Origin of the sequence: Pedobacter psychrodurus (assembly GCF_004331735.1) — a bacterium.
GTDB lineage: Bacteria > Bacteroidota > Bacteroidia > Sphingobacteriales > Sphingobacteriaceae > Pedobacter > Pedobacter psychrodurus.
In genome coordinates, this window is the sequence record NZ_SJSO01000005.1 from 252325 (window position 1) to 278279 (window position 25955).

The 25955-nt window shown below is 37.3% G+C and carries 26 protein-coding genes; 12 read left to right on the top strand and 14 right to left on the bottom strand.

Translation table 11 applies throughout. From position 1 onward, the window contains the following. Nucleotides 1–22 precede the first annotated feature (22 nt). The 4 genes from EZ456_RS07875 to EZ456_RS07890 all read left to right on the top strand — a co-directional run bounded on the left by EZ456_RS07875 (nt 23) and on the right by EZ456_RS07890 (nt 4394). Nucleotides 23–1303 (top strand): replication-associated recombination protein A, encoded by a 1281-nt coding sequence (locus tag EZ456_RS07875; RefSeq protein ID WP_131528957.1) that lies wholly within the window; start codon nt 23–25, stop codon nt 1301–1303. Between the two features lie 70 nt (nt 1304–1373). Further along, nucleotides 1374–2846: a DUF5687 family protein gene (locus tag EZ456_RS07880; protein ID WP_131528959.1), complete on the top strand. Its 1473-nt coding sequence runs from the start codon at nt 1374–1376 to the stop codon at nt 2844–2846. 2 nt (nt 2847–2848) lie between these two features. Continuing rightward, complete coding sequence (locus EZ456_RS07885; RefSeq protein WP_205945049.1) at nt 2849–3541, top strand: ABC transporter ATP-binding protein; 693 nt, start codon at nt 2849–2851, stop codon at nt 3539–3541. Nucleotides 3542–3716: 175 nt separating this feature from the next. Further along, nucleotides 3717–4394, top strand: coding sequence for an OmpA family protein (locus tag EZ456_RS07890; RefSeq protein ID WP_205945050.1), 678 nt, complete (start codon nt 3717–3719; stop codon nt 4392–4394). Between the two features lie 458 nt (nt 4395–4852). Here the strand turns inward: EZ456_RS07890 and EZ456_RS07895 are convergent, their stop codons facing one another. Beyond that, nucleotides 4853–5197 carry a hypothetical protein gene (locus tag EZ456_RS07895; RefSeq protein ID WP_131028267.1) on the bottom strand — a complete coding sequence of 115 codons (345 nt, stop codon included), beginning with the start codon at nt 5195–5197 and terminating at the stop codon, nt 4853–4855. A gap of 105 nt (nt 5198–5302) precedes the next feature. Between EZ456_RS07895 and EZ456_RS07900 the strand changes: the two genes are divergently transcribed. The 3 genes from EZ456_RS07900 (at nt 5303) to EZ456_RS07910 (ending at nt 8085) form a co-directional block, all read left to right on the top strand. Next, a complete protein-coding gene (locus tag EZ456_RS07900; protein WP_131528963.1) occupies nt 5303–6328 on the top strand; it encodes a Gfo/Idh/MocA family oxidoreductase in 1026 nt (341 codons plus the stop codon). Nucleotides 6329–6404: 76 nt separating this feature from the next. After that, nucleotides 6405–7178 carry a M90 family metallopeptidase gene (locus EZ456_RS07905; RefSeq protein WP_131528965.1) on the top strand — a complete coding sequence of 258 codons (774 nt, stop codon included), beginning with the start codon at nt 6405–6407 and terminating at the stop codon, nt 7176–7178. 16 nt (nt 7179–7194) lie between these two features. Further along, nucleotides 7195–8085, top strand: coding sequence for a DUF6263 family protein (locus EZ456_RS07910; RefSeq protein WP_131528967.1), 891 nt, complete (start codon nt 7195–7197; stop codon nt 8083–8085). A gap of 48 nt (nt 8086–8133) precedes the next feature. On the opposite strand, the gene EZ456_RS07915 is transcribed toward EZ456_RS07910, so the two are convergent. From EZ456_RS07915 to EZ456_RS07935, 5 genes are all read right to left on the bottom strand, one after another. Continuing rightward, entirely contained in the window at nt 8134–9120 is a 987-nt protein-coding gene (locus EZ456_RS07915) for an alpha/beta fold hydrolase (RefSeq protein WP_131528969.1), read from the bottom strand. A gap of 167 nt (nt 9121–9287) precedes the next feature. Next, nucleotides 9288–10130, bottom strand: a complete 843-nt coding sequence (locus EZ456_RS07920) for a hypothetical protein (protein WP_131528971.1) — start codon at nt 10128–10130, stop codon at nt 9288–9290. Nucleotides 10131–10134: 4 nt separating this feature from the next. After that, nucleotides 10135–10509 (bottom strand): GntR family transcriptional regulator, encoded by a 375-nt coding sequence (locus tag EZ456_RS07925; protein WP_131528972.1) that lies wholly within the window; start codon nt 10507–10509, stop codon nt 10135–10137. 18 nt (nt 10510–10527) lie between these two features. Further along, entirely contained in the window at nt 10528–11331 is an 804-nt protein-coding gene (locus tag EZ456_RS07930) for a hypothetical protein (RefSeq protein WP_131528974.1), read from the bottom strand. Nucleotides 11332–11334: 3 nt separating this feature from the next. Further along, nucleotides 11335–12162 (bottom strand): ABC transporter ATP-binding protein, encoded by an 828-nt coding sequence (locus tag EZ456_RS07935; protein WP_131528976.1) that lies wholly within the window; start codon nt 12160–12162, stop codon nt 11335–11337. A 331-nt stretch (nt 12163–12493) separates the two neighbouring features. Between EZ456_RS07935 and EZ456_RS07940 the strand changes: the two genes are divergently transcribed. Next, nucleotides 12494–13576, top strand: a complete 1083-nt coding sequence (locus EZ456_RS07940) for an NADH:flavin oxidoreductase/NADH oxidase (RefSeq protein ID WP_225876493.1) — start codon at nt 12494–12496, stop codon at nt 13574–13576. Between the two features lie 254 nt (nt 13577–13830). On the opposite strand, the gene EZ456_RS07945 is transcribed toward EZ456_RS07940, so the two are convergent. Both EZ456_RS07945 and EZ456_RS07950 read right to left on the bottom strand, forming a co-directional pair. Then, nucleotides 13831–16149, bottom strand: a complete 2319-nt coding sequence (locus EZ456_RS07945) for a TonB-dependent receptor (RefSeq protein ID WP_131528978.1) — start codon at nt 16147–16149, stop codon at nt 13831–13833. 113 nt (nt 16150–16262) lie between these two features. After that, nucleotides 16263–16595, bottom strand: coding sequence for a hypothetical protein (locus tag EZ456_RS07950; protein WP_131528980.1), 333 nt, complete (start codon nt 16593–16595; stop codon nt 16263–16265). A 166-nt stretch (nt 16596–16761) separates the two neighbouring features. Between EZ456_RS07950 and EZ456_RS07955 the strand changes: the two genes are divergently transcribed. The 4 genes from EZ456_RS07955 (at nt 16762) to EZ456_RS07970 (ending at nt 19661) form a co-directional block, all read left to right on the top strand. Then, nucleotides 16762–17334 carry a TlpA family protein disulfide reductase gene (locus EZ456_RS07955; protein WP_131528982.1) on the top strand — a complete coding sequence of 191 codons (573 nt, stop codon included), beginning with the start codon at nt 16762–16764 and terminating at the stop codon, nt 17332–17334. Nucleotides 17335–17531: 197 nt separating this feature from the next. Beyond that, nucleotides 17532–18035, top strand: coding sequence for a GNAT family N-acetyltransferase (locus EZ456_RS07960; protein ID WP_131528984.1), 504 nt, complete (start codon nt 17532–17534; stop codon nt 18033–18035). Further along, nucleotides 18035–18517, top strand: coding sequence for a MarR family winged helix-turn-helix transcriptional regulator (locus tag EZ456_RS07965; RefSeq protein ID WP_131528986.1), 483 nt, complete (start codon nt 18035–18037; stop codon nt 18515–18517). Before EZ456_RS07960 ends, EZ456_RS07965 begins: the two co-directional genes overlap by 1 nt. Nucleotides 18518–18602: 85 nt before the next feature. Then, entirely contained in the window at nt 18603–19661 is a 1059-nt protein-coding gene (locus EZ456_RS07970; protein ID WP_131528988.1) for a nucleoid-associated protein, read from the top strand. A gap of 68 nt (nt 19662–19729) precedes the next feature. Here the strand turns inward: EZ456_RS07970 and EZ456_RS07975 are convergent, their stop codons facing one another. The 6 genes from EZ456_RS07975 to EZ456_RS08000 all read right to left on the bottom strand — a co-directional run bounded on the left by EZ456_RS07975 (nt 19730) and on the right by EZ456_RS08000 (nt 25860). After that, nucleotides 19730–21076, bottom strand: a complete 1347-nt coding sequence (locus tag EZ456_RS07975) for a DUF58 domain-containing protein (protein WP_131528990.1) — start codon at nt 21074–21076, stop codon at nt 19730–19732. Nucleotides 21077–21145: 69 nt separating this feature from the next. Then, the gene (locus EZ456_RS07980) at nt 21146–22123 is read right to left on the bottom strand and encodes an AAA family ATPase (RefSeq protein WP_131528992.1); all 978 of its coding nucleotides are present in this window, start codon (nt 22121–22123) and stop codon (nt 21146–21148) included. Then, the gene (locus tag EZ456_RS07985; protein WP_131528994.1) at nt 22104–23294 is read right to left on the bottom strand and encodes a DUF4350 domain-containing protein; all 1191 of its coding nucleotides are present in this window, start codon (nt 23292–23294) and stop codon (nt 22104–22106) included. Before EZ456_RS07985 ends, EZ456_RS07980 begins: the two co-directional genes overlap by 20 nt. Continuing rightward, complete coding sequence (locus tag EZ456_RS07990) at nt 23291–24019, bottom strand: DUF4129 domain-containing protein (protein ID WP_131528996.1); 729 nt, start codon at nt 24017–24019, stop codon at nt 23291–23293. Before EZ456_RS07990 ends, EZ456_RS07985 begins: the two co-directional genes overlap by 4 nt. Before the next feature lies 1 nt (nt 24020). Then, entirely contained in the window at nt 24021–24905 is an 885-nt protein-coding gene (locus EZ456_RS07995; protein ID WP_131528998.1) for a hypothetical protein, read from the bottom strand. Between the two features lies 1 nt (nt 24906). After that, entirely contained in the window at nt 24907–25860 is a 954-nt protein-coding gene (locus EZ456_RS08000; protein WP_131529000.1) for a stage II sporulation protein M, read from the bottom strand. Between the last annotated feature and the right edge of the window lie 95 nt (nt 25861–25955).

A 25955-nucleotide genomic window follows, 5' to 3' on the forward strand; every position in this document is an offset into this window, starting at 1 on the left:
CAATTTTTATATATTTACCATTATGCAAAACCTGCCTCCTTTAGCCGAACGTATGCGCCCTCAAAATCTCGATGAATATGTTGGTCAACAGCATTTAGTTGGAGAAGGAGCAGTGTTGCGCAAAGCGATCGAAAGCAGTCAGCTTCCCTCCATGATTTTTTGGGGACCTCCGGGCGTGGGCAAAACCACTTTGGCTTATATTATCTCACAGGCATTAGACCGTCCTTTTTTTAATTTGAGTGCCATTAACAGCGGAGTGAAAGATATCCGCGAGGTAATTGATCGGGCAGCACAGTTAAAAGATAGTTTTTTAGGGCTGCCCATTTTGTTTATTGATGAAATTCACCGTTTTAGCAAATCGCAGCAGGATAGTTTATTAGGAGCTGTAGAGAGGGGCTTGGTTACCTTAATTGGTGCAACAACCGAAAATCCATCTTTCGAGGTTATTTCCGCTTTACTTTCACGCTGTCAGGTTTACATTTTAAAATCGTTAACCGAAACAGAGCTGGCGGGTTTATTACAAACGGCCATTAAAAAAGATAGTATTCTTTCAGAGAAGAGCATTTCCATAAAAGAGCATGAGGCTTTAATCCGTTTATCTGGTGGTGATGCACGGAAATTGTTAAATGTGCTCGAAATTGCCATTAATGGTATCGGCGGAAATAAAATCATACTCACCAACGAAAACGTATTGGCGCATGCACAACAAAACCTTGCCCTGTATGATAAAGCAGGTGAGCAGCATTACGATATTATTTCGGCTTTTATTAAATCAATCCGTGGCAGCGACCCCAATGCAGCCGTTTATTGGTTAGCGCGGATGATAGAAGGGGGTGAAGACCCATTATTTATAGCCCGTAGGTTGCTGACCTTGTCTTCGGAAGATATTGGCAATGCCAATCCTAATGCCTTGCTTTTGGCTAATAACTGTTTTACTGCAGTAAATGTAATCGGTTATCCAGAGGCGAGGATTATCTTATCGCAGTGTGTAACCTATCTGGCCAGCTCGCCTAAAAGTAATGCATCCTACGAAGCGATTAATAAAGCGCAAGCCTTGGTTAAGCAAACAGGTAATTTACCCGTGCCATTGCACATTCGCAATGCACCAACCAAACTGATGAAAAATATCGGTTATGGAAAAGATTACCAATACTCGCACGGATATGAAGGAAATTTTTCGCCACAAGAATATTTTCCAGATGAATTGAGCGGCACTAAACTCTACGATCCAGGTAAAAACCAGGCCGAAGAGAAGTTGCGCGAAAAACTTAGGCAAAACTGGAAGGACAAATACAAATATTAATGTAACATTTTCTCTTAAACGTATACTAATAGATAAAACCATTAATGATTAACTAATACCTAAACTATATATGCTGAGTACTTTTTTAAGTCATCAAAGAAAATCTTTTTGGCGTTCGCGAAATAAGGGCGGAAGTATTGCTACACAAATCATCATTGGTTTTTTTATGCTTTATTTTCTTGTTGTTGCAGTGGGGATTGGCTTTGGTATGACAATTTTCCTCCCAAAGATTTTTCCCAATCAAAATGTGATGACAAGCTTTAACGGAATAATTTTATATTATTTCGCATTCGATTTCTTAATGCGGTTACAGCTTCAGGATATTCCAACGCTGAGTATCATACCCTACCTGCACCTTAAAATACCAAAGCGTAAAATCATTAATTTTTTAAATGCAAAGGCACTGTTTTCTGCATTTAATATATGGCCGTTTTTCTTGTTTTTCCCATTCATATTTATCGAAATATGGAGTGTAGATGGTGCACTGGTTGCGTTGATGTATATTATCGCTATCCTTTCGATTATGGTGTTTAACAACTATTTCGTTTTGTACCTTAAGCGGAAATCGATTACCAATGTATTGTTTACATTAGTCGGTTTAGCTATCGTTGGTATATTTGCCGCCTTAGAATATTATAAGGTGATTTCTATAATGGTCGCATCTAACTATGTTTTTAGCGAGATGGCCGATAAGCCTTATTTAGGGCTTGTCTTTCCAGTTATAGCATCCGTAATTTTTATCCTCAATTCCAATTACCTGCGTAGAAACCTTTATGTAGAAGAATTAGGTTCGAAACAGGAGAAGAAAGTAAGTACTGATTATGCATTCTTAAACAGGTTTGGAAAAGCCGGGGAGTTGGCCGCGCTAGAACTTAAATTAATTTTAAGGCACAAACGGCCGCGATACTCGGTATTTATGGGTCTATTCTTCTTATTATATGGATATCTCTTTTATAAAGCCCCATTTATTGCAGCAGATTCTTTTAGCAAGATGATTTTTGCTGCTATTTTTATGACGGGTTTTTCAGTGCTCAGTTATGGCCAGTTTATGTTTGCGTGGCAAAGCTCACATTTTGATGGTTTACTCATCAATAAAATCGATTTTAAAGACTACATCAAAGGCAAGTTTTTGCTCTTTACTATAATGTGTACCATAACAACTATCCTGGCCAGTTTTTATGGCTTTTTAAGTCCAAAACTTTTATTGTTACACTTAGCGGCTTACCTGTATAACATTGGCTTCTGTACAGTTCTGGTTTTGTATTTAGCCACTTTTAATTACAAACGGATTGACATTACAAGGAGTGCTAGTTTTAATTTTCAAGGGATGGGAGCCACCCAATGGATCTTAATGATTCCTTTTATACTAATACCCTACCTTATTTATTTGCCTTTTGGGTATTTGAACAGGCCTTATTTGGGCTTAATGACAATTGCTTTCTTTGGCCTTATTATGTTATTCATGCGTGGCTATTGGGTAAACTACATTGCAAAAAGATTAGAATTACAACGTTATAAAATAGCCGAAGGCTTTAGAGAATAATTATGATTTTAGAAGTTAAGAATTTACAAAAAGTTTATGGCGATAAAACCGTTGTAAACATCGAAGATTTGCAAATTGCCGCAGGCGAAACCGTTGGATTGGTAGGAAATAACGGCGCTGGTAAAACCACTTTTTTCCGAATGCTTTTAGATTTAATCCGGCCTACCAATGGTGAGGTTTTATCAAAAGGTGAAAACGTCATGCAAAACGATAACTGGAAGAATTACACCGCATCGTTTTTAGACGAAGGTTTTCTGATCGATTACCTAACTCCTGAGGAATATTTTATTTTCATTGGCAGCTTGCACGATTTAAGTGTGGCCGATGTTTCTGCCTACCTAAACCAATACGGTGAGTTTTTTAATGGAGAAATATTAAACAGTGGAAAATACATCCGCGATTTTAGTAAAGGAAATCAGAATAAAGTAGGAATTGCAGCTGCCCTGATGCAGAAGCCAGAAATTTTAATTTTGGATGAACCTTTTGCCAACCTCGATCCAACTACACAGATCCGTTTAAAAAAACTGTTAAAAGAGCAAACAGGCAACATGACTACCTTTATTTCCAGTCATGATTTAAATCATGTTACCGACGTTTGTAACCGGATTATTTTGGTTGAAAAAGGACAAGTAATTAAGGATTTTAAAACAGATGAAAATACATTAAAAGAATTAGAGAGTTATTTCTCTGCTTAGTTCTTGTACTAAGAATGATACATTATCGAAGAGTCTCCATTAACCGGGACTCTTTTTTTGTGTGTATAGTTCTTGTTTGTAGTGAAATTTGGTCAAAATAGACAGAAAGTGCAGTTAGGTTACTTTTTGGCATTGTGTTTGAATATAACGAGTAGAATTATAAATCTAGATTATTATGAGTATTTCAAAAGTAAGAATAGCGACATTAAGTATAGGGTTAGCGGTTGGTTCAATGGCATTCCAAAGTTGTGATAGTTTAACTAAAACACAAAAAGGAGCTGGTATTGGTGCTGCAGCTGGTGGTGTTATTGGTGCATTGATCGGTAAAAAAGCCGGTAATACAGCAGTAGGCGCCTTAATTGGTGGTGCTATTGGCGGTACAGCAGGAGCTTTTATCGGCCGTAGAATGGACAGACAGGCAGCTGAAATCCAGAAAGCTATTCCTAATGCAGAAGTTATTCGTGAAGGTGAAGGGATTATTGTAAAATTCGACAGCGGTATTTTATTCGATTTCGATAAAACGGCTTTGAAAGATGCGGCTAAAACGAACATCCAGAGTTTAGCTTCTTCATTGAATCAATATCCTGATACTGATATCAAAATTATCGGTCATACCGATAGCCGCGGTACCGAACAATATAACATGGGCCTATCAGAAAGAAGAGCAGCAGCAGTTAAAGCTTATGCCGTTTCGCAAGGTGTGCCATCAACTAGGTTAGTTACTATTGGTAAAGGTTTTGCTGAGCCAATTGCAGATAATGAAACTGATGCAGGCCGTACAGCTAACCGTCGCGTAGAGATTGTAATCGTTGCTAACGATGCATTAAAAGCGAGCGCACAAAAACAAGGATAATATCGCAATTTCCCTCTACCTATGAGGTCATTATAAATGCAACCCCGGTGTACATCCACTGGGGTTTTTTGTTTTCATTTGGGAGTACAGTCAGATGTTACCATCTGACACGTGATAATAAATTAATATAGTTTTTGAAAAGCAGGTTCCTGCGCTTATCGGTTCCGAAAGCCCTGCTATCCACTTCAAGCCTCCACTGCGTTACGGGCTTTCCGTTTCTATCAGGTTTATTTAACTTCGGTTTGGTGTTATTAATACCTGCAACCTCAAATAGCTGCACCGGCAGAATTACCTAAATGGGATCCGATAGCTATCGGATGAAGCGGTCCCGATGTAAAATCGGGATAAGCAAAAAGCCCGACTAACTTAAATAGAAGTAAATGGCCTTGCTTTCCAAAGAAAGAATCTTATATTTTATGAAATCTGTCAGATGGTAACATCTGACAGCACGATAGAATTTACGAATAAATATCTTCAAAATAACTCACCACGAGCGATTTCATCAGCATTTCCTGCTCGAGCATGGTATAAGGTGGAATGGCTTTGATTAATTTCCAATGTGGCCAGCCATCCTGATCTAATCCCTCGAGTTCATAGAAGCCCATTTCGCTCAATAAACGGCAGGTAGCAATGTGCATCAGTTCCTCTTTTTGGCGTTTGCTGTATTTTTTTGGCCCTTTGCCCAGTTCCTGAACGCCGATTAAAAAAAGCATTACTTTTAAATCAGGAAAATCCGAATCAAATTCCTTTGAAATCTTTTCCTGTAAAACTTTCCACTTGGCATTAATCTCCGACGGCTTCATATTTGGCAAAGATAAGGTAAAAAGGTGTAAGGCCTAAGTAAAAGCTTTGCAGTTTTAACATTAAAGCTTGAATCGTAATTGTATTTTTAGCTACATTTATAACCTATGGATACGAATATCAATAAAACAATTAATGCAGGTTTATTAGCTTATGGCATGTCAGGGCAAGTTTTCCATGCGCCCTTTTTACAAGCACATAGTGGGTTCAATTTAAAGGCTATAGTAGAACGCAGCCATAAAAAGGCAGTTAATGATTACCCAAATATTACCAGCTACAATAGCGTTGATGAGCTTTTAAATGATGCGGAAATAGAATTGGTGGTTATTAATACACCTAATAATCTTCATTATGAGCATTCGAAAGCGGCATTAACCAAACATAAAAATATTCTGGTTGAAAAACCATTTACGGCAACGACTGCACAGGCAAAAGAACTTTTTGAACTTGCAGATAGTGTAGGGAAGCAAATCTTTTTTTACCAGAACCGCCGTTGGGACAGTGACTTTACTGCGGTGAAAAAGGTGATTGAAAGTGGTAAACTGGGTAAGCTGGTTGAAGTTCATATGCGTTACGATCGCTATCGTAATGTAATTGGACCGAAGGCGTTTAAAGAAAACCCGGTAGAAGCCAGCGGACTTTTATATGATTTAGGTCCACACCTTTTAGATCAGGTAATCAGCCTGTTTGGCAAACCATTAAGTTTCCATAAAATTCTAGGTAAAAACAGGGTAGGTACATTGGTTGATGATTATTTTTCGATCCAGTTGAGCTACCCTGATAGTCTGAATGTTTTTGTTACTTCGAGCATGTTGGTGGTAAATCCACAGGCAGGATTTATTTTACATGGCGTAAATGGAAGTTTTATCAAACAAAGAACCGATATTCAGGAAGAACAGTTGCTGGCGGGTATGAAATTAACCGATCCGGGCTACGGCGTTGAGTCAGCGAGTAAAGATGGGTTGTTAACAACCATTGATGCTGAAGGTCGTAAAACCGAGGAGACAGTCCCATCAGAAGTAGGAAGTTATTTGCCGCTCTTCGAAGCTGTTTATCAAGCGATAAGCAACAATAAACCATATCCCGTTACACGCGAGAATGTTTTAACCCAATTAGAAATTATCGAAAGCTAACCGCATCTGTGCAATCTGTTAAATCGGTGTAATCACCTTAAATCCTTGTAATCACGTTAATCTGTGTAATCCTTATATGAACGCGCTGCCATTTGCTTACTTAATTCCTATTTTTCTGATTGCCCTTTATCTTATCCTTAAAAAAAAGAAGGTGGCTATTGATCCTTTAACCGATGTAGACAAAAAGATACTGGATGATTATGTAGGGTATTACCATAATCTCGATTCGACTGATAAACTTAAGTTTGAGCAAAAAGTAGCCACATTTTTCAGTACGGTTAAAATTGAAGCGGTGGGTTTAGAAATGACTACTTTAGATGAATTACTGATTGCTTCGAGTGCAGTGATCCCGATTTTTGGTTTCGACGATTGGCAATACAAAAACTTAACCAGCGTTTTATTGTATCCTGATACTTTTAACAAAGATTTTCAATTTGAAGGTGGCGAAAGAAATATTATGGGCATGGTGGGTACAGGTTATATGAACGGGCAGATGATTTTATCGCGTTCGGCACTGCGTCATGGTTTCTCTAAAAGTGCAGGGAAAGAAAATATGGCTATACACGAATTTGTACACCTTTTGGATAAATCTGATGGCGCAACGGATGGTATTCCGGAGAATTTAATGGCGCATGAGTATACTTTACCATGGATTAAAATGATGCATGAGGAAATGGAAAAAATTGAGGATAATAAATCGGATATTAATCCTTACGCCATCACTAATCAGGCAGAATTTTTTGCTGTAGTTTCTGAATATTTCTTTGAAAAACCAGAGTTGTTAAAAGATAAACATCCCGAATTGTATTTTCAGTTAAGTCACATTTTTGCGCAACAGCCTGCAGGTTAGAATGATAAATTACCAAATGAAAATATTTGCAACAATCATCTATAGCCTGATCTCCATCGGTGCCTTTGCTCAGAAAAGCTATGTGCTCAGACAAAATTATCCAACAGGCTATAAGTACAATTTCTCTATCACTTCCGATCAGATTATTAAGCAGAAAATTGCTGGTCGCGATGTACATTTAACTCAAAGCATTGGAACGGATTATACTTTTGATATTACCGAAGGCCATAGTGGCGAAAAGGATGTGAAAGTAACTTACAACAGAATTTCTATGAAATCGGTTGCGATGGGTAATACCATGACCCTTAATTCAGATGATCAGGATAGTACCAAAAAGAATCCTTTTAGCGGCCTAAAAGGAGCGTCTTTTTATATGACTGTAACCCCTAATGGTGGGATTAAAACAGTTGCCGGTATAGATAAAATGCTCGATAATATGGCGGCAAGGATGACTAAAGATACCAGTCAGGTTAAACAGATTAAAAATGCTTTAAGTAAACAGTTTAGCAACGAGGTGGTAAAACAAACAATGGAATCGTCATTTAAAATCTATCCAGACAAAGCCGTTAAAATAGGTGACAGTTGGACGGTTGATACCAAAATGCAGATGAACATGCCAATTGAAACGATTACACAATACACTTTGAAGGAAGTGAAAGATGGTATCGCCATACTGGGCGTAAAGGGTACATTAGTCTCAAAGGGGAATTTTGAAATCATCGGTAACAAAATGGAAACTGATTTACAAGGAACCAACTCCGGAGAAACCTCACTTGATATGAAAACCGGAATTGTGCTTAACAGCCATCTCCGCGTAGAACTGTATGGTAAAATGAAATCGATGGGGCAGGACATCGATTTCGAAATGCAAGGCATTAATAAGATTGTAGGGAAAGAGGTTAATTAATTTATTTAGACCTTATAAGTTTTTAAAACCTATAAGGTCTTGCATTAGCTAAAGGCTACCAGTTAACGCCACCAGAAACTCCGTAGGAATTTCGATATGCGGAATATGCCCGCAGGCATCAAACTCAATAATTTTCGCGCCGATAATTTTGGCTGCAGTCTGTTTTCCTAAAAGTTTATATTGCCCGTGTAACGCCTGCTGATCAAGTGTAAGTAATCCTTTGCCTACAATGGTTTTGTCTTCCTTGCCGATAAATAAAACTGTAGGGACCTTTAGGTTCTGAAATTCGTATACTACAGGTTGTTCATAAATCATGGTATAGGTTAGTGCAGCAACTTTAGCCCAACGCGGGTAATCAGAACTATTGGTTACACCTCCGGCAATACTGACCAGGTATTCATATTCCGGTTTCCAATAAGTAAAGTAAGAGCCTTGGTAATACTTTCGTACACTTTCAGCTGTTGTTTTGAGTTCCGTTTGGTACTGTTGGGTGGTGGTGATATAAGGGATGAAAGTTTTATAATCTTCCAGTCCGATTGGATTTTCGAGCAAGAGTTTTTCGGTAGTTTCTGGGTACATCAAAGCAAAACGTGTAGCCAGCATACCGCCCATACTATGACCTAAAACTACGGTTTTTTGAACGCCAAGTGTATCTAAAAGTCTTTTATTCCAGGTAGCCATTTGATGGAAGCTGTAATGGATAAATGCTTTAGATGATTTACCAAAACCAATTTGGTCAGGAACAATAACGCGGTAGCCAATGTTGGTTAAAGCTTTAATTACATTGCCCCAGTAATAACCACCAAAATTTTTCCCATGGAAAAGGATTGCTGTTTTTCCATTGGCTGCTGCGGTTGGGGCAATATCCATATAGGCCATTTTAATATCTTGCCCTTCGGTATTAATAGGGAAATATTTAACTAGATAGGGGTATTTAACGTTATCAAGGGTAATAGATAGGGTATCTATTTTTTGTGCATGTACATGGCTAAAAAGAAAAAGGGTAAAGGCAAATAAAAGAAAATATCTCTTCATAATGGGTTATGATGTAAAAACTAAAAAACTAATTGGCCCAAGTAACTTTTGCCAATTAGTTAGCTTAAAAATCATGCCCCTTTTTACATAGCCCGAATAAAAGGTGTTTATAAAAAACATTACAGCGTAAAAAGCTACGATAAGTTTAGGTTTATCGGGAATGGAATTTATTTTTTAAATATTTGTTTAAGGTATTTTACAGGTATTCCAACAGTTGTTTCGTCTGATAGGCTACCGGCCATTTTGTTTACAATTACATTTTCTATTTTAATATCAGATTTTTCGAAGGTATTAATTGTTAAATTTTCAATGCTATTATTGCTATTTTCATCGCCCCGAATATCAACTGATGAATTTTTGCTGGTGATAGTTAAGCTTTTATAAGAACTATTAGATGAATAAAAAGACGCGCTATCAAGTTTTACGTTCAATTGTTTGATATCTGTTTGATTAATTACTCTCGTAATTTTGTCATTTACGCTAAATGTTATTGGCGAGCCAAAGCTTAGTGAACCAGATCGTTTCATATTAACGTTTAATGTATCAGTTTTTGCTGTTAAAACCAGGCTTGTAGAGTTATTTAAGCTAAGACCATTAATATTTGGACCATATATTAATATTGCTATGCCATATCTATGATAGCCCGATGTTTTTAGTTTATCACCGACGTTTATCTTTAGCACACCCATATTATCTACGCTGAAACTGATTTCATTTTTCATCTCTGTGGGTACTTTTACACCTGACATTGCGCTTTTAATAAAGTGAATTTGTAGCACGTTTCTTTTTGCATCAGGAATATTAACGCTACTAAAAGCAGTTTTGATTGGTATAGAAGTTCGGCCAGAAGATTCTTTATCAAAGGGCTCTTCGTTTAATTCCTGTTCCTCTACAAAGCTATCACCGATTGAGTGCTTATAATTTATCTTGACATTAATTGCCACAACTATTATTGGAATGATAATCAGCAATACGGCAAGGGCGGTTAGTAATTTATTACTTGTTTTCATTTTATTAAGCGTTAAAATTTTCTTTTACAAATGTTTTGTATTGATTTTCCAATTCGTCAAAACTAATATCAAGCAGGTAAATGTTTCTGAAAACTACAGGTAGCTCATCTATTATAAACTGCTGTTTGCGGTAGTTTTTTACATTATCTATTGCCCCCTCTTCCACAAAAAAACCAATCCCCCTTTTATTGTTGATAATGTTCTTGTTTTGTAACAGCTCGTAGGTGCGCATTACTGTATTGGGGTTTACTTCCATTTCTACAGCCAGTTCCCGCACCGAAGGAACTTTTTCATCGGCTTTCCATTTTCCTAACAGGATATGTTCGCAAACATATTCTGCTATTTGAAGGTATATCGCCTTGTTATCTCTAAATTCCATATCTATACCTTTTTAAAATTAAACCTCTTTTTCTTTCAAACGGATGTGCGTAATCGCCCAGATAATAAAGGTGACTATGACACTAGCCACAAAAAGTATTACGAATACAAAGTCTTTTTCTTGTGCGCCTGCGTTGTACTTCCCTTCCATTAGCCATTTCGCTGCTTTAAAAGCTAAAAAGATAACAAATGCGAAAAAGGCTGTTGCCGTTAATGCTGTTTTAATGTAGTGAAAGCGGTTAAAATAAACAGAACCTAGTAGAAAAATACTGGAGAAAAAGAATGGAAAGGCAAACAAAAATTTATTCCTTCTGTCCTCCGTTAAATCATCAAACAAAGTGCTGAAAGAAACCACGCTAAGTTTATTGGTATTGTAGTTCATAGCTTTTTGATTTTCCCATAACTCATTAATATAGTTTAGAAAAAGAGCGTCGATTATATAAAAAATAAACAGATAACTTATTAAACTGATGATTGTGGTGAAAAGAATTGCACAGAGGAACTTCTCGGTGGTAGATGCTGGGGTCATTAACTCCATAATCGCCTTCGGTTTTTGACCAAGAGCGCTAAAATAGGTACTTGCTTCTATCGTTAAAAACAGAAATCCAACCATAAGAAAAGTCGGAAGGCGGAAACCGAGCTGCGCATGTTCATTATCATTCCATCTTAAATTTGATTGTTTTACAATAGGGATATTGAAGAGGTAGAAACTAACAATAACTACAGTTAGTACCACTAAACTCATGAGGTAAATTTTTCCAAAATCTAACCATTTTCTTTTAAGCAATAAGCCAAATCGATTAATATTAAATGTGTTGTTCATCGCTTAACTGAATAAAGGTTTAAATTTGATTTTTTCTGCAAGTATAGCATTGAAAAGAAGTTCCATATCTAATTTGCTTTCTTCGTGGTGATAGTTGGGCATTACCGCATTATAGCCCGATAATGATGGCTCTGCATAAAAAATGCTGTCGTCTACTTCTTTAACTTTTTTGAAAGTTAACTTTGCTGTAATTTCTTCTACCGATGCTTTTAGGGCAACATCGTTTTCATCGAGCATAATCACGGTATCAATTAAATTATCCAAATCCCTAACCTGGTGGGTAGAAATGATGATGCAACGTTCATCTGTCATTGCTGAAGCCATAATTTTCCTGAACTGCGCTTTTGATGGAATGTCTAAGCCGTTTGTAGGCTCATCCATAATTACGAGTTTGGCTTGAGTAGCCAGTCCAAAGGCAATAATGAATTTTTTCTTTTGTCCGTAGCTCATTTCAATCAGTTTATTGCTGGCTGGAATATCAAATTCCTTTAAAAGCGTGGCAAAATACTGGTGATCGAAGTTTTTGTAAAATGGAGCATTGGCCTTTAAGTAAGCATCTATTTTTACCGAAGGCAAATAGAATTCTTCTGGTATAAAACAGATCTGTTCTAATAGTGCGGGTTGTCTTTTGGCAGGATTAAAACCCATCACATCCAGAGTGCCGCTTTGAGCATACACTAAACCGGCCAGGTTTTTTAATAAGCTCGATTTACCGGCTCCATTTTTTCCAAGCAAACCGTAAATATGACCATTGCTTAACCGCATGCTCATATTTTTAAATAATGGCTTATGCTTGCTGTAGCCAAAATTAAGATTGTTAATGTTTATCATACCTACTGTATTAGTTAAATAGTGCACTAATGTATGATGTTGTTTGGTAATCTCCAAATTTTTGTGGAAAAAAGTTTAGCGCTAAGCGTGCAGCGGCTGGCGTTTTCCCTGCGATATGCCTTAACGCTCAGCCCTCAACGTTTGGCACTCCGTGCTCTCCGCCCTGCGCTCAGCCATGGGAAGGTAAAATATCCGTTTAATAACTGTTGCATTAAAACTTCCTTAATATGGAGATTGTATGTTTGTGTAATATGCGAAGAGCGCTCGGGGCAAACGACTTTATTTTCCTTTGCGGAAAAACTTTGTGTTCTTTGCGGTAAAATAACCCAACATGATGTCAAAATTATTTTCTCCTTTAACCATAAAGGATGTAACCTTAAAAAATAGAATTGTTATTTCGCCAATGTGCCAGTATTCTGCCGTTGATGGTTTTGCCAACGATTGGCATTTGGTGCACTTAGGCAGCCGTGCAGTTGGTGGAGCAGGGTTGATTATCCAGGAAGCTTCTGCGGTTACTGCGGATGGAAGAATTACTTATGCCGATTTGGGCATCTGGAAAGATGAGCATGTAGATAAATTGAAACAGATTGTTTCTTTTATTCATAATAACGGTGCTATTGCGGGCATCCAATTGGCGCATGCGGGTAGAAAAGCCAGCTGTGAGGTGCCTTGGAATGGTGGTGAGCAGATTACTGCAGGAGAAAATAGCTGGAAACCCCTTGCACCATCTTCAACTCCTTTTAAGCCAGGGCAAGTTGAACCTCATGAATTAACGATTTCAGAAATTCAGGATATTGTTTTTGCTTTCCGCGCAGCTGCTAAACGTGCATTGGATGCAGGCTATAAAGTAGTAGAAATACATGCTGCACACGGTTATTTGCTGCATCAGTTTTTTAGTCCGCTGAGCAACAAACGAACTGATGTTTATGGCGGAAGTTTCGAAAACCGGATCCGTTTGGTAATTGATGTAGTTGAAGCTGTACAATCGGTATGGCCAGAAAACTTGCCTTTATTTGTTCGTATCTCAGCAACAGACTGGACAGAGGGCGGCTGGAATGAGCATGATTCGTTACAATTAGTAGCCGTGTTAAAAGATCGCGGGGTCGATTTAATAGATGCCTCATCAGGAGGAAATGTACCTGATGCTTTTATTCCTGCGGGACCAAACTACCAAGTTCCTTTTGCTGATAAAATCAGAAATGAAATTGGTATTTACACAGGAGCAGTAGGTGTAATTGTGGAGGCGCAGCAAGCAGAAGAAATTTTAGAACAAGGCAAAGCCGATTTAATTTTTATTGCCCGCGAATCGCTACGTGATGCTTATTTCCCTACACATGCGGCGCAAGTGCTTGGCGATAATACCGAATGGCCAAATCAGTATGTTAGGGCCAAAAGGGAAACGTTTAAGAAATAATTTAAGTTCAAAGCAACTTAAAAACAAGAAAGCCAGCATTCCGCTAGCTTTCTTGTTTTTGGACTTATACTCTGCAAGTAATATTACTTCGTCAATTCTCTTGCCCTCTGCAGGATTAAAAATGATCGTCATTCCCGCGCAGGCGGGAATCCTAAAGCCCTTTCTTTGCATTACGATTTCCAATCAAGTTGGAAATGACGAATCGATTTATAAAAATCATTAAAATCTAATCTCCTACAATGAGGATTATAGAGTTATTTTACCAAGGTAAAAGGAACATACAATCCAAAAGTGATGTTTCTACCAGTATTGTAAACACCCAAATTAGGATTCTCCTGATCAAAACGTCCTGGTTTAAATCTACTTAAAGCATCATAATATTTCTGATCTAACAAGTTGTTGGCCGAAACAGATAGTTTAACCGGCTGCTTCCCTAAGTTAAAGGTAGCGCCGATACCTGCATTTAATAAGGTATAACCGCTTGTTGGCGTTTCGAAGACATCGTCCACTCGCGCTTGTTTAAATGCAGAGTTAATACCTACCGATAAGTATGCGTCATTTGTACCTTTAAGTTTAGGCTCGAAACGCAATTCATTACGTAATGTACCCGCTGGTATAAAGGCCAAAGGCTTGTTTAACGTATTATTTTGCGCATGTACATACCCAAATGTATTTTCGAAGTGGATAAAAGGAACCGGGTGTATGGTTAAGCTTGCTTCTGCACCATACAGGTTCGCATTTACCTGACCATAACGATAAACCGGGTAATCATCTCCTTCAGCCATTATTCTTTCTCCGTTGGTTGAGGCGTAAATAAAGTTATGGATGTAATTATTATAAATACTGGCACTTGCACTGATTAACTTACCTTCGTATTCTAGTGCGGCATCTACCTGGTAACTACGCTCAGGGCTTAAATTGGAATTACCAATTTCGTAGCGGAAAGTTCCTTCGTGTACACCATTTGAAGCTAATTCTGCCGGGTTGGGAGCGCGGAAGGCAGAGCCTGCATTGGCTTTAAAGTTTAGCTCCTCGTTAAATTGATGGGTAAAACCTAATGCACCACTTACATTTGAGAATTTATTTTGGAAAGGAGCAAATTGTTCTTCACCATCTACAAATAATTGTTTTCCATTGTTTTTTCGATAATCGTAACGGGCGCCAATACTAAATGTATTATTTTCCCAATTCTTTTTCGCGTAGGCAAAAACACCGATTCCATAGGTGTTATAATTCGGGATTAAAAATTCATCATTAGCCTTGTTTTCGCTATGACCTGCATCGGCACTTATTCCAAATACGGGCTGCCATCCATTTGTTTCGTGGATGTAGTATTTTAAATCGGCATTATACGTCTTGAGATCGAAAAATAAAGAAGGGTCTGGCCCTTCTTCCAGCTCACGGCGTTGGTTTTGCTGGTACCCAAAATCGGCTTTCAAATTACCATTACCGATAATGAAATTGTTATTTAACGCAATTTTAAAGTGGCGAATATCCTGACGAGGGTAATCCAAATCACGGTTTTTAAAGTCTGAGGTAATAAAAGATTCACCATCCTCTTTAACGAAATTGCCGTTTCCATCCAATGTTGGCTCATAAAAACCGATATTATTACGGAAACTAGAAACGTTTAAATGAGAATATCCCCAGCTTTTGTTTAAGCCCACCATACCACTTAAATCGGTTTCATTAAAACCAGAATTAGGGAAATATCCGGTAGGTGTTTTAAAAGAGTAAGCATTTTTATAGGTTCCACGGGCCCTCCAAACAAAACCGTTTTGGTTACCGGTTAACATTAACGAATTAGCGGTAAGTCCGTTGTTGGTAGCGTAATTGGTAATAAATTCACCTTTAATTTGTCCTTCTGGTGCTGTGCTTGGCTCTAATAAATTAATTACGCCACCAAGTGCATCAGAACCATACATTAAGGATGCTGCACCGCGTAGTACTTCTATACGGTCTGCTTTAAACTGATCGATTTCAATGCCGTGTTCATCGCCCCATTGCTGGCCTTGTTGTTTAATCCCATCATCTAAAGTTACAATTCTGTTGTAGCCCAAGCCCCTAATTACAGGTTTAGAAATTGATGGGCCAGTGGTGATCTGCGATACACCAGGGATTTTAGTCAGTGCATCGATTAAATTGGTAGAAGGCTGCAAAAGCTGATCTTTGCCCACCACTGCCGATGAAGCACTGTTCCTCTTACTGGTACTGCTGATCAAACTTCCGGTAATAACAATTTCCTTTGTTTCTATTGCTGTGGGTTGTAAAGAAAATTCCAATCCAGCTGATGTAGCCAGGTTTACTACTTGTGTAGCTGTTTTATAACCTATATAATGTACTTCAACCAGATAACTTCCCTTTGAAGGGAGGTTGTTAATCATAAATTCACCATCATTGTTTGTTACTGCAGTAACTTTTAAATCAGGGATAAAAATGGTAGCGCCTGGTAGTGTTTGTTTAGTACTGGCATCTGTAACCGTACCTTTTATATCTTTTAGTAGGGCAGCGAAAGCGGTATTACTTAATAATGTATATAGAATTACCAAGCCAATAAGCTGTAATTTTTTCATGTATTGTATGTAAATAAAAATGAACGAAAAGCTAAAACAATAGCTTAAATGAAGCTGGTTTTAATTTCTCAGATAAATAATTTGATTCGGCGCGGATGCGCCACAAGAAAAAATTAAGCTAAAGGGGGACCACGTAAACACGTGCGCTTTATTTCTGTAAAGGCATTCTTTAACGTAGGTTCGGTTCGGTTGAAAATTTTGGCTGATAAGAAGATTCTGTAAATGTGGTGCGTTTGTACATAATTTTTTTCAAAACTTGCATTACAGATCAAACAGGTATCGCCATGTGCCTGTACATGACTTACGTGTTTACAGTGCAATTCTTTTTGTACAACCTGAACGGGGTTGTGATGGTGAAGAACACTCCATGGAGTTAAAGCAATAGCAAACACCATCAGCATAATTGCTGATAAATATTTTTTAATGTTTTGTCTATGCTTTTTCAACAGGGCAAAAATAGTAATTCCTAAGCAATTATATATATTTACAAAGTAACATTGTATTTGCTGTGTTATGACTGGCTATTTAATCAATGGTTTAACGTTAAATTATCGCTATACCAATTGTAAACCTATTTTCGTTATCATTTGTGATCAGAAGAATCTATAGCTAATGACGTTTATCAAGAAAAATATATTCAGTGCGTTATTTATCATTATTTTTTTGGTAATTATTTTTGTACCGGATGCAAAAGCATTTTTGATTAGGGGGTTAATGGAAATTGGTTTTTATAAACCAAAGATCGAAACGGCCAATAACGCCTCTACTAACCTTAATGGTATCCAGTTTAAAGATGTTAAAGGAAAACTGGTAGATCTGGGTGATTTAAAAGGCAAGGTTATTTTTCTTAATTTCTGGGCAACCTGGTGCCCACCATGTAGGGCCGAAATGCCTTCGATCAACAAATTGTATACTCAGTTTAAAGATGATAAACATGTTGTTTTTATTTTTGCTGATGCGGATGGCGATCTTGCAAAATCGAGTAAGTTTATGGTCAGTCGTAAATATCAAATGCCTGTTTATAAAGTAGAAAGCAACATCCCCGAGCAGATATTTACAGGCGCTTTGCCTACAACAGTTATTTTCGATAAGCAGGGCCGATTGTCTTTCAAACATGAAGGTGTAGCGAATTATGCCGATAAAAAGATTGTTGATTTCATTAATAGATTAAAAAACAGCAATTAAGCTGAATGTCTAGCACGATCGTCACCCTGATCCGATAGCTATCGGATTTATTTCAGGGTCTGAGTAGTGGAAGGTGCTGATCACTAATATTTTGGACTGCATGACGATTGACTCACTATCAAATTTGATGCTGAAATGATATTTCGATTTGCAATATATGTAGTTAACTACATATATTTGTAGAATAATTATTAACGATGCAAGACGAATTTAAAATTGAACGGTTAAATAATCAATTCTGCGAAGAGATTATTGGGTTGATTCTACCCATCCAACAAATAGAATTTAATGTCGATATCGACTTGGCTGCGCAACCAGATCTGTTAGATATCGAAAAAAATTACGATGGCTCCGGCGGCGCCTTCTGGGGTGCCAAATTAAATGGTGAATTGATTGGTACTATTGCTTTAATCGCTGTACCTGGGCATCAATCGGGGGCGATAAGAAAAATGTTTGTTAAAAAGGACTTTCGTGGGAAAGATTTGGGTGTTGCGCAGGCTTTATTGAAAACGCTTTTAGGCTACTGCGCGGATAATAACCTGAATGAGGTATATTTGGGTACCAAAGATATATTGCAGGCTGCGTGTCGCTTTTACGAACGTAACGGATTTAAGCAAGTTGAAATGAAAGATTTGCCAAGTTATTTTCCTCGTATGGCTGTTGATAATGTATTTTATGGTTTGGATTTAAAATCTGTTTGATGGAACAAAATGTAATTGATGCTTCTGGTTTATTGGCCATTTCTACGCGTTTGCAAAGGCTGAGCGATCAGATCCGTAAAGATGGCCTGCTGATTTATAAAGCATTCGGAATCGACTTTCAACCCAAATGGTTTCCTGTACTCTATACGTTGTATAAAAAATCGACCATGAGTGTGGTTTCACTTTCAGATGAAATTGGTTATGCACACCCATCTACCATCAGTTTGTTAAAGGAACTGGAGAAAGAGAAACTGATCCGTTCTAAAAAGGACAAGGTTGATACCCGTAAGCGTTTGGTTGAGCTCACCGAAAAGGGTACAGCACTTCTGGCTACCATGGAGCCGGTTTGGGAAGTAATTATTAAAGCTACAGCTGATATTACAAATACACAGAATAACTTAATGAAAGCCATAAACGAGGTTGAAGCAACACTAAAAGAAAAAAGCTTTCTGCAAAGGGCCGAGGTTTATTTTAGAAAATGATAGATTATTGAATGATAAAATAATTGACTGATTGAATTTTGAATGGCAAGAAAGGTTAACCAATGATTTTGCTATTTTTGCCCCCATGATTTCATTTTTCGAGGCTTCACTTAAGCAACTTTCTATCCACCATACAGGCAATAAATTGCTTGAAGAGTATTACAAATTATCTGATGCTCCTTTAAAAATTGATGATGAAGTGTTGGGAAATCTGTTGATGCAGTATTTCTTAAAACCTTTCGAAAAGGTAAATGAAGTCTACCGTTTTTATCATCCCAATGATAATTTAGAACTCAACGAAGTATTCCATTTCGTTCATGAAATTTTCGAAAACAACGAACTTTTTCACGAAGATTCGCAGCAACTTGCCAAACATTTATACGATGTAGCCAATCACCCAAAAATTAAATCGGGAGAACTCTATGTGGCTTATTTCGAAAAAGTGCAGATAGAAGGCGAACAGTTGGATGTGGTTGGGGTTTTCAAATCTGAAACAAAAGATACTTATTTAAAAGTTTACCCTGAGCAAGATGGCTTTAATGTAAGTTACGAGCAAGAAGCTATCAGTATTAATAAATTAGATAAAGGCTGCCTGATTTTTAACGTTGATAAAGAAGAAGGTTACAAAGTTGTGGTGTTGGATCAATCGAAAAGTAGCAACGATTCTGCTGTTTACTGGAAAGATGAATTCTTGAAACTGAAAATCAGGAACGACAGTTATAACCAAACCAATAATGTTTTAGGGGTTTATAAAAATTTTGTTACGCAGAAACTGGATGATGATTATGAAATCAGCAAAGCGGATAAAATCGATCTCTTAAATCGCTCGATGAAGTATTTCAAAGAAAAAGAAACCTTTGATATTGAGGAATTCGGTAATGAAGTAATTGGTAATGCCGAAGGGATTGAATCATTTAAAAACTATAAGAAGAATTACGAGCAAGAGTACGAAAGTCCGATTGCCGATAATTTTGAAATCGCCGAATCTGCTGTTAAAAAACAAGCCCGTGCCTATAAAAGCGTATTAAAGCTGGATAAAAACTTTCATATTTATATCCACGGCAATAAAGATATGATCGAGAAAGGTTACGATGATGATAAATCGATGAACTTTTACAAGGTGTATTTTAGGGAAGAAGAATAGGTTTTAGTCTTAAGTCCTTAGTCTTCAGTCATGAGTCCGACTTTGGACTACAGACTAAGGACTCATGACTAAATTCGCTGTTGTGCTTTTAACGCCAAATATTGATTAATTACATTTACAGTAAGCTTTTGGGGTGGGGTAAGGATGGCTAATATGCCGTGTTTATTAAGCTCTTTAACCATTAGTTTTTTCTCGTAGATAAATTTCTCGGCGATAGTTTTGTGGTAAATTCCTTCTACGTCCTTTGCAGGTGCTGTACTTAATTCTTTTAGTTCGGTATTTTCGAAAAATACAACCACCAGTAAGTGATATTTTGCAATTCTTTTTAAATAAGGTAATTGCCTTTGCAGGGCAGATAAACTTTCGAAATTGGTAAAGAAAACCAAAAGACCACGTTGTTTTACTACTGAACGTACTGCCGAATATAATGCCTCCAGATTACTCTCCAGGTATCTTGTTTTTTCTTTGTAAAGCACATTCATAATGCTGCCAAGCTGCGAAGCTTTACGATCTGCAGGCACAATAGATCCTATATTTTCGGATATGGTAATTAAACCGGCTTTATCTTCTTTAAGCATGGCCACCTTTGAAAGTGCAACCGTAGCATTTATGGCATAATCGAGCAGGCTCAGGCCTTCAAATGGCATGCGCATTACACGCGATTTATCAATAACGCAATAAATGTTCTGCGACTTCTCGTCTGTGTAGGTATTCACCATTAAACCGCCTTTTCTTGCAGTAGCTTTCCAGTTAATGGTACGTATATCGTCGCCACCAACATAATTTTTAATCTGGTCAAATTCACTACTTTGCCCAATTTTCCTGATTTTTTTGATCCCAAATTCTGTTAAATAGCGTGAAGCGGCCATCAATTCGTATTGACCAAGATTAATAAAAGAAGGATAAACAGGTAGGATATTAGCTCCATCAAAATTATAACGGCGGTTAATCAATCCCAAGGGTGAACTGACGTATGCTCTAATAAAACCAAAATCATATTCGCCACGTTTTGTTGGTCGCAGGTTGTAGTGGATCGATTTTACTTCAGCAGGTTTTAGGTGAAGTTTAAAATCTTTATCCCGAAGTTGAAACTGAAAAGGTACCTCATCAATCACCCTGGCATTTACCCCAAAACCATAACTATTCTTGATTTCGATTTGTATCGGATTTTCATCGCCATTACTCAAACGTTTCGAGGTAATTCTTTTGGCTTCAATTCCCTTGGTATTTCGGTATAGAATAAAAATATCGATAAAAAATAGAACAAAAACGACCCCAGTGGCAATTTCAGGGATATCGCCCAGCCATGCAAAAAAGAACTTTAACAAGAAGAGCACAATACAGAAGCCTAAAACCGCAAATAAGCGATCGCTTAGGAATAGATTGTTATAATATTGCTGAAAGAATTTTTTCAATGTATGGGTAATTGTTTAAAGTAGTTAACACTAAATACGACTTCGGACTCCTGACTCAAGACTTCGGACTTATCTAGGTACTTCGATTTTTTTAATAATCTGGTTAACAATGTCGCTTGTGGTTAATCCTTCCATTTCTTTTTCAGGTGATAATAATATCCTGTGAGCCAATACTGGGCCTGCAACTGCAATAATATCTTCAGGTGTAACAAAATCGCGGTTTTGAATAGCAGCGAAAGCTTTTGCACTGTGTACAATTGATAAAGATGCCCTTGGCGAAGCGCCCAAGTAAAGTGACGAATTGTTACGGGTTTCGTTTACGATTTTAGCGATAAACTCCAATAATTTTGGCTCTACAAACAAATTGCGGATGATTGCTCTAGCCTCTTGTATCTGTTGAACAGACAATACTGGTTTTACTTCGTTTAATAATGTTTTATTAACTAAGGTGTGCTGAGCCATTAAAATTGCGGTTTCCTCCTCAAGTGAAGGGTATTTAACCTCTATTTTGAATAAAAATCTATCCAATTGTGCTTCAGGCAGGCGGTATGTTCCTTCCTGCTCAATCGGGTTCTGTGTGGCCAATACCATAAAAGGCTCATCCATGATATAGGTGTGTCCATCAATGGTTACCTGGCGCTCTTCCATCACCTCGAACAAAGCCGATTGGGTTTTTGCCGGCGCACGGTTAATCTCATCAACCAGAATAATATTACCAAAAATAGGACCTTTTCTAAATTCGAAATCTCCTGTTTTGGTGTTAAATATTGGGGTTCCTAAAACATCAGATGGCATTAAATCGGGGGTAAACTGAACCCTCGAAAATTGTGCATCAATAGATTTTGCCAGCAATTTAGCGCTCAGCGTTTTGGCTACACCAGGTACTCCTTCAATTAAGATGTGCCCGTCGGCAAGCAAACCAACAATTAAGAAATCAATAACCTGTTTTTGGCCGATAATGATATTTCCAAGTACATTTCTGATCTGATTTACAGCTTCATTTAAGGCGCTTAAATCGGTACGTGGGTTAAACTGTTCTTGTTCCATTGCTTTGCGTATTTTTATAAAACTGTTCTATACTTTCGTTTAAATTGATCAACTGTGTATCGCTTAAATCGCCCATTGTTGGCGTTTGGATAAAATGTTTGGTCAGGGTTTTGGCCAGGGCTTCGTTAATGCCTGTTTTCTCCATTAGTACCTGAGCAAATTTGCTGTCGATATCGTTGGTCTTTAGGTAATACCTGGCCCTTAAGTACTCCATAAAGTAATTGATCTTTTTTAAGGCTATATCGAGATTGTTGCGTTCGTGGTAATAAACGCTACCAACTACATTAACAAAAGCCAATGAAGAATTGGTAAGCGGATCGGCGATTGGGATAATTCTTTGCCTGCGCTTAATGTCGTATAAGACAAAAATTATCAAACTAAATATGGCCAGATAGTATGCAAACTCCAGTTCAGGATGTTTAAAGAATACCCTGAGCATGTCGGTAGTGGTGTTCTTTTGCGCAGAAAAATATTCATCAAAAATGAGTTGCTTATTTCCGTGCAAATAACTCAAGGTTTTAGCGGCATATTCTGCGCCATATTTATCCAGCAGATTAAAATTAGTGTAAAAGCCTGGCTCGGCAATCAGGTAAAGATTACCCTTGCCATAGTTATAACGGATAAAATTTGGCCTATTATTACCATTTACCCCAAGTATTGTGGTTTTACTGGTGTCAACTTTACTGAAATACTGGCTGCCAATGCCTCTTTCAAAACCATAGTTCGCATCAGTTTTTAATTCTGGATTGGTGAAATTTAAGATACTTCCTTCAGGAGCCATTGCGGTAGAAGTTTGCACTTTAAGTTCCTTCCTTATTTTTCCTAAATCGTAAGTGGCTATAAATACATCGTTACCCGCTTGCATATATTTTATCAACTGTTCAAGATCAGTTTTGCTAATATCTGTTTTTTGCGCAACGATTATATAAGCGGTTTTATTGAATTTTTTAGATTTTAAAGTGGTGTAAACGGCAGTTTTGGACTGTTGAATACTTGCCAATGGTAAAATATCTTTGATTCTATTGTATAAGATATATGTTCCGTAAGGGATTTTATCCTTAGTGGCATAGGTTGGTGCCCAGTTTGTAGGCGTTGGCTTGTTATACTGCGCAATTAAATAACCCAAGATTAGAATGGAACCGATAATCAGATATAATTTGTAGCCTTTCATTTAATCTGATTGTTAAACTGGTTAAACGATTGGTTAATGGGGTCGAATTTCACTTCATCGATAGGGAAATCGCCATACCAGATATAATCGAACTGTAGGGTAAGTTGGCTAAAATCGTTTCTAAGCTCTGGCTTACTGATTTCCATTAAATAATTATAATTGGTTTTATCGGGTTGCCATTGGATAATTTCGGCATCACTCAATTTTTTTAATGCCCTCAAGTACAAAAGCCTAACTGCTAAACGGAATTTTCTTTCGGCAACTAATCTTTGTAATTCCTGTTCATAGTCTATCTCGTGGATGTTTTCGGTAATTACATCGTATGAAAGGATTGTTTCTTTTGATTTTTTAGTGAAGATTTTTTCAGCACCAATAACTTTGATTATAATGAATAGGATTAGCGCAACACCAAGTCCGATAAAAATATACCTGGAAAAAATGTTAGATGCCGCTCCCTGAAACAGCTCGCCAATTATATCCCAAAACCATAACCAAAATTTATCCCAAAGCGATAACTGTTGTTGACCTATTTCGTCGTACTGAAACTCTTTTTGCTCTCTGTAATTGCTTATGGCCTCTTTATCAAATTTTGATGCCACAACCTTGCTGCTATCTGTTTTAATTATAGTAGTTACAGGTTTAGGCTTAACAGTCTGTGCTTTGCTGATTACCGGAATAAAAAACAAAAGAGAAACAAGAAGATATCGGAATAGTGCAGGCTGCATTTTAATATTCTTCAGGTCTGGTGTCTGTAGGTTTTTCGGTATTGCCAAAGTTAGAAATCCTTTCCATTAAGCCGGTGCTTTCTTTTTGTTCAACCAAACTAAAATAGGCCAATGAAATGGTAATGATGGGGATGATGGTAAACACCTGGCACAATGACTGCAAAACAGTTGTAATCATGGTAAGAGTTACTGACATGTGTGGGGTTTTATGCGTAAACATACCAATCATATTAAATAAAGTTGTAGGTAAAATGATCATGCTCATACAGGCATAAACAATAATCCATACCACGATCAGTGTGCCAAATGTAATCCAGAAATTATCTTTGATAATTTTGAAGCTCCTGTTAAATGAATAACCTAATGAACCATTTTCGATTACCATTATTGGGAACATCATGGCAATAAAGGGGAATAGCCAGAAGCCAGGTACAAGGCAAAACATAAAGGCAATACATAACAGGATAATTAATAGAATAGAGCTGCCAAATAGCCTGAAGAAGTAATACTTAAAGTATCCCCAAACCTCATCTATGGTTGGTGTTTGGTTACCTTTCTGCACGTAAATGGCGATATAAGAAAGTATGGCAACACTCATACTGGCATAGGTTGCCAAAGAGAATAAAATGGATAAGAAATATTCTAATCCATATATGTTTGAAAACCCGAGCCCAGAAGTGTTTTTTCCATTACCAATGGTATTGATAATGTTAACCATTTTGTATTGTTGCAATAACATGGTTAACATACTCGCCAGCACAAATAAACCACAAAACGTAAAATAAATTTTAATGAGGGGCTTAAAATTTTGACGCATGAAAGTAAAGGTATCGTTGATCACCTGTCCGAAATCTCTTCTTTTCTTAAATTCAATTTTCCCTAGCATGTTAATTTAGTGTTGCTTGTTTATTGTAGATTTTTATGGGGTAAATAAATACATACCAAATAATGAATGCTGCAGAAGATAATAAAATGAGCATACTTAACCATAAAGGCATTTCAGTATGTCGCGTAACAAAACTTTCAAAAAATGCTGCAACGATAAAAATTGGTATCAGGCCAATTACAATTTTTAATCCATCTTTGGTCCCTTTTACTACAGAAGCCATACGGGTATAGGTTTTGGGAAATAAAAGGCTATTGCCTAAGATTAAACCAGCCGCGCCTGCCAAAACAATTGCCGATATTTCTAATGTTCCGTGAATCCAAATAACCAGAACCGATTGAAAGCCCAAGCCTTTACTAAAAAAGAAATATTGGAACGAGCCGAGCATCACTCCATTTCTGAATAATGAAACGATAGAGCCAAATGAAAATATAATGCCCAAAACAAAGGTGTATAGCGCAACATAAATATTATTAGCTCCAATTTGCATAAACATCATCAACTCATTAGGCTGTTTATAAACCCCAAACGGATCACCTTTGGCAATGTTTTCGTTTGTCATATTCACATAACCATCGCCCATAATCAATCGCACAAAGGTATCATCGTATTTGGCTGATAAAGCGCCAATGGCACAAGAAACCAAGAAAAATGCCAGTGCATAAAATACCTGTTTTCTGTGTTGTAGAAAAATTAAGGGGAGTTCTGTTTTCCAGAAATGGATAAACCGGTTCGATTTTTCCTTTTTGTTTTTGTAAACGGATTGATGTAATTTAGAGGCTAAGCCATTGAGATAGGCTGTGGTTTTCGAATTTGGATAAAACGTTTTTGAGTAAGCCAAATCGTTAGTGATTTCGATAAACTGATTGGCCACTTCATCAGGATTTGCCTGTTGCATGGAATCATAATGTTGCCACTTCTTCGAATTCTGTTTAACAAATAATGCTTCTCTCATTTAAAGGCCTTACCAAATCTCGGGTTAAAATAGCTAATTTTTTATAGAAATGAAACCAACATTATTTTCAAATCGTTTAACCAATCTGAACAAAG

Bases quoted from the DNA above. Each gene is read 5' to 3' on its own strand.
- EZ456_RS07995 (WP_131528998.1), bottom strand. From the start codon at position 24,905: ATGCTAGGGAAAATTGAATTTAAGAAAAGAAGAGATTTCGGACAGGTG.
- EZ456_RS07880 (WP_131528959.1), top strand. From the start codon at position 1,374: ATGCTGAGTACTTTTTTAAGTCATCAAAGAAAATCTTTTTGGCGTTCG.
- EZ456_RS07875 (WP_131528957.1), top strand. From the start codon at position 23: ATGCAAAACCTGCCTCCTTTAGCCGAACGTATGCGCCCTCAAAATCTC.
- EZ456_RS07885 (WP_205945049.1), top strand. From the start codon at position 2,849: ATGATTTTAGAAGTTAAGAATTTACAAAAAGTTTATGGCGATAAAACC.
- EZ456_RS07895 (WP_131028267.1), bottom strand. From the start codon at position 5,197: ATGAAGCCGTCGGAGATTAATGCCAAGTGGAAAGTTTTACAGGAAAAG.
- EZ456_RS07890 (WP_205945050.1), top strand. From the start codon at position 3,717: ATGAGTATTTCAAAAGTAAGAATAGCGACATTAAGTATAGGGTTAGCG.
- EZ456_RS07910 (WP_131528967.1), top strand. From the start codon at position 7,195: ATGAAAATATTTGCAACAATCATCTATAGCCTGATCTCCATCGGTGCC.
- EZ456_RS07900 (WP_131528963.1), top strand. From the start codon at position 5,303: ATGGATACGAATATCAATAAAACAATTAATGCAGGTTTATTAGCTTAT.
- EZ456_RS07990 (WP_131528996.1), bottom strand. From the start codon at position 24,019: ATGCAGCCTGCACTATTCCGATATCTTCTTGTTTCTCTTTTGTTTTTT.
- EZ456_RS07985 (WP_131528994.1), bottom strand. From the start codon at position 23,294: ATGAAAGGCTACAAATTATATCTGATTATCGGTTCCATTCTAATCTTG.
- EZ456_RS07955 (WP_131528982.1), top strand. From the start codon at position 16,762: ATGACGTTTATCAAGAAAAATATATTCAGTGCGTTATTTATCATTATT.
- EZ456_RS07945 (WP_131528978.1), bottom strand. From the start codon at position 16,149: ATGAAAAAATTACAGCTTATTGGCTTGGTAATTCTATATACATTATTA.
- EZ456_RS07960 (WP_131528984.1), top strand. From the start codon at position 17,532: ATGCAAGACGAATTTAAAATTGAACGGTTAAATAATCAATTCTGCGAA.
- EZ456_RS07980 (WP_131528992.1), bottom strand. From the start codon at position 22,123: ATGGAACAAGAACAGTTTAACCCACGTACCGATTTAAGCGCCTTAAAT.
- EZ456_RS07915 (WP_131528969.1), bottom strand. From the start codon at position 9,120: ATGAAGAGATATTTTCTTTTATTTGCCTTTACCCTTTTTCTTTTTAGC.
- EZ456_RS07940 (WP_225876493.1), top strand. From the start codon at position 12,494: ATGATGTCAAAATTATTTTCTCCTTTAACCATAAAGGATGTAACCTTA.
- EZ456_RS07930 (WP_131528974.1), bottom strand. From the start codon at position 11,331: ATGAACAACACATTTAATATTAATCGATTTGGCTTATTGCTTAAAAGA.
- EZ456_RS08000 (WP_131529000.1), bottom strand. From the start codon at position 25,860: ATGAGAGAAGCATTATTTGTTAAACAGAATTCGAAGAAGTGGCAACAT.
- EZ456_RS07920 (WP_131528971.1), bottom strand. From the start codon at position 10,130: ATGAAAACAAGTAATAAATTACTAACCGCCCTTGCCGTATTGCTGATT.
- EZ456_RS07905 (WP_131528965.1), top strand. From the start codon at position 6,405: ATGAACGCGCTGCCATTTGCTTACTTAATTCCTATTTTTCTGATTGCC.
- EZ456_RS07965 (WP_131528986.1), top strand. From the start codon at position 18,035: ATGGAACAAAATGTAATTGATGCTTCTGGTTTATTGGCCATTTCTACG.
- EZ456_RS07935 (WP_131528976.1), bottom strand. From the start codon at position 12,162: ATGATAAACATTAACAATCTTAATTTTGGCTACAGCAAGCATAAGCCA.
- EZ456_RS07970 (WP_131528988.1), top strand. From the start codon at position 18,603: ATGATTTCATTTTTCGAGGCTTCACTTAAGCAACTTTCTATCCACCAT.
- EZ456_RS07925 (WP_131528972.1), bottom strand. From the start codon at position 10,509: ATGGAATTTAGAGATAACAAGGCGATATACCTTCAAATAGCAGAATAT.